At 31.9% G+C, this 2,975-nt stretch carries 3 protein-coding genes; all 3 read left to right on the forward strand.

Annotation, left to right across the window (positions count from 1 at the left end):
- The first annotated feature begins 149 nt into the window (after window positions 1-149).
- The gene (locus H7U19_RS16690; protein WP_186564020.1) at window positions 150-1,034 is read left to right on the forward strand and encodes a leucine-rich repeat domain-containing protein; all 885 of its coding nucleotides are present in this window, start codon (window positions 150-152) and stop codon (window positions 1,032-1,034) included.
- Window positions 1,035-1,187: 153 nt separating this feature from the next.
- Window positions 1,188-2,126, forward strand: coding sequence for an NAD-dependent epimerase/dehydratase family protein (locus H7U19_RS16695; RefSeq protein WP_186564021.1), 939 nt, complete (start codon window positions 1,188-1,190; stop codon window positions 2,124-2,126).
- Window positions 2,127-2,407: 281 nt separating this feature from the next.
- A complete protein-coding gene (locus H7U19_RS16700) occupies window positions 2,408-2,839 on the forward strand; it encodes a hypothetical protein (protein WP_186564022.1) in 432 nt (143 codons plus the stop codon).
- Window positions 2,840-2,975 lie beyond the last annotated feature (136 nt).

Below are 2,975 nucleotides of genomic sequence, written 5' to 3' on the forward strand. Positions count from 1 at the left end.
AACAATGGCTATAAGTAATTGCTTGTTCTCGCCTACTTCTGAAAATCCTAGCGGATTTTCAGCTTGGTGCGTACTTGCAAAGTTAAGTGCTAACCCACGCAACTACTCATAGCCGAAGCCGTTGGCAACAATAGAACTCACTCAAACGGATGAAACACCATTTTGGAGATTTTTTAGATAGAACTGATGATTATTGGACAATTGTTCCGAATGTAGAGAGATATACGTATTCTGCAAACGAGGAAATAAAGAATAAAGAAAAAGTCAGAATTTTAACGATTTCTAAAAATGACAATCATTGGAATCAAGTTTTTAATTGCCCAAATATTGAGGAAATAACTTTAAACGAACCAAGTAAAGAACAAGTTCAAAAAATAAGCGAACTAACTCAAATAACAAGATTGAGAATCACTCATTTGCGAACAAAAGACATTGAATTTATTAGAGAATTAATCAATTTAGAAGAGATTGTACTTGAATATGTTTCTGGATTTTCTGACTTATCACCTTTGCGGAATTTAAGGAAACTGAAATCACTTCACTTTGAGAATTTAAGGAAAGTTTCAAATTTTGAAAATCTTAAAGGAATTGAAAGTTTAAGATATTTGCACATTGACGGAACACTTGACTGGAATCAGCCGATTGAAAATTTTGAATTTTTAGAAGGCTTGCCAAATCTCGAAGTATTTTCTTTAGGTTTTATAATTAACAAAACCGAATTTCCTGCTTTCTTACCGATTTTAAAACTAAATAAATTAAAGAAAATAATAATTGGCAGAGCAACTTTAAACACGAAAGAATATGCGTTTTTAGAAACAGCTTTACCAAATGCAGAATGTGGAACTAAAGGAGGTATTTGGGAATTATGTTGGGAATACAACGAATATTTTGAATTTCTTGGCAAAAGAGCAGGAAGAGTAAAATGCACAAATCCGAAAGCAAGTGAAAAGTGCGAAGAATTCACTAAAAAATACGAGGAAATAAAAAAAGAATCTGAACAAATAATAAAAACTACAGTTGCCAACAACGTATAAAATTAATTGCTTGTTACGAGCCTACTTACGAAAATCCTCGCGGATTTTCTATTCGGTTTGTATTTGCTAAATTCGTTGCTAAACCACGCAACTAATCTTATACAAAACCGTTAGCCTTTATTTAAAAAAACATAACTAATCAAAACAGAAAATATGAAAACAGTTGGAATTATTGGAGGTTCAGGCTTCATTGGAAGTCATACCACAAAGAAATTTTTGCAGGAAGGATTTAAGGTCAGAGTATCTGCTACCGATATTTCCAAAACTGAAAAATATGAACATTTGAAAAAATTACCGAATGCTGAAAATCTTGAAATACTTCCTCTAAAAGTTGAAAATAAAAGTCAATTAAAGGAATTCACAAAAGGCTGTGACATAGTTGTTCACGGTGGAACACCTTTTCAGTTGGATGTGCAAGACCCGAAAACGGAATTATTTGACCCAACTATTAAAGGAACAGAAAATTTCCTGGAAGTAATTAACGAAACGCAAGGAATTGAAAAAGTTGTTTTTATTGCTTCGGTTGCTTCATATAATACAAATTTCCCTTTGCTTCCTAACGGAAAAGGTGCTGACGACACAATTGATGAATCTAACCAACCATTTATGAGTGAAGAAAGTCATCCTTATGCACAGGCAAAATATATTGCTAACCAAACTGTAGAGAAATTTATAGAAGAACATCCAAATGCTGATTTTGAAATAACAAGTGTTTCACCTGTCGCTGTTATGGGTAAATCATTATCACAAAGAGAAGATTCAACTTCTTCAGGTCTACAATTTCTTTTCAAAAACAAAATTGCACCAAATCCATTTGTTCAAATGTTATTTGATACTGATACAGAATTTGCGATTGTCGATGTAAAAGATGTTGCAGACGGAATTTATAGTTCAGCTACTAAAAAAGGATTAAACGGAAAAAACTATTTATTAAGCAGTGAGAGCTGGAAAGTTTCGGACATTACGAAAATGCTGAATAACGAAAAACCTAATGGAAATGCTAAAATTGTTTACAGAAATGATAAAGCAAAACAAGAATTAGGAATTGAATTCAACAAAGCAGAAGTTCCTTTAAGTGAATTTGGAAAATAAAAAACAAAGGCTAACAATGGCTATAAGTAATTGCTTGTTCTCGCCTACTTCTGAAAATCCTCGCGGATTTTCAGTTTGGTGTGTACTTGCAAAGTTTCGTGCCAAACCACGCAACTACTCATAGCCTAGACCGTTGTGCGTCATTTAAGAAAATTGTCGTTATGAATGAAATCGAGTTAAAAAACACGAAAATATAATAACAAAAATCTCGAAATCGGAATTGAAAGAAGAATATAAAAATGACTGGACTGAATACTCTGAAAGGAAAAACGAAATAAATAATGAAAAGTAAATATTCTGTATTTTTAATTCTTATTCTGCTAATTATAAGTTGCACCAAATTGGAGAAGACAATTCCAAATGATATAATAAATAATCAAGAAAAATATAATCAAATAATTAAGACCATTGAAGAAAGTGATTTTTCAAGATTTTCCTTGAATCAATTTATATCGAAAGAATATTTTCCAAGTGAACTTATAGATTTGTTGAAAACAACAAAACTCGAAAACAAAGTCGAATATTTAATTTTTCATAAAAAAAATTGTGAACAAAAGTCGTTTGAATTAGCAAGCGATGGATATTACATAGTTTATAACCCTTGTCCTGAAAAGGATTTTCCTTTACCAAATTCCTATTTGAATGAAGGAATAACTGAAATATGGGGAATTAACAAAAACTGGATGATGTGGAAAGACAATGGTCGTATGTAAAAAAACGAACGCACAACAAAGAACTGAGTTAAAAAACAAGCTTTTTTAAACCAATCTCGAAACAAAGTTTTCATCGTAAGGCCTTCCTGATTTTGCTATGGCAAAGGCCTGTTTCAACAACTTGTTTGCCACTGCT

This window comes from Hyunsoonleella aquatilis (genome assembly GCF_014270105.1).
Lineage (GTDB): Bacteria > Bacteroidota > Bacteroidia > Flavobacteriales > Flavobacteriaceae > Jejuia > Jejuia aquatilis.

What these genes read in the sequence shown, in the direction of transcription:
- H7U19_RS16700 (WP_186564022.1), top strand. Translation starts at nt 2,408, where the DNA reads ATGAAAAGTAAATATTCTGTATTTTTAATTCTTATTCTGCTAATTATA.
- H7U19_RS16690 (WP_186564020.1), top strand. Translation starts at nt 150, where the DNA reads ATGAAACACCATTTTGGAGATTTTTTAGATAGAACTGATGATTATTGG.
- H7U19_RS16695 (WP_186564021.1), top strand. Translation starts at nt 1,188, where the DNA reads ATGAAAACAGTTGGAATTATTGGAGGTTCAGGCTTCATTGGAAGTCAT.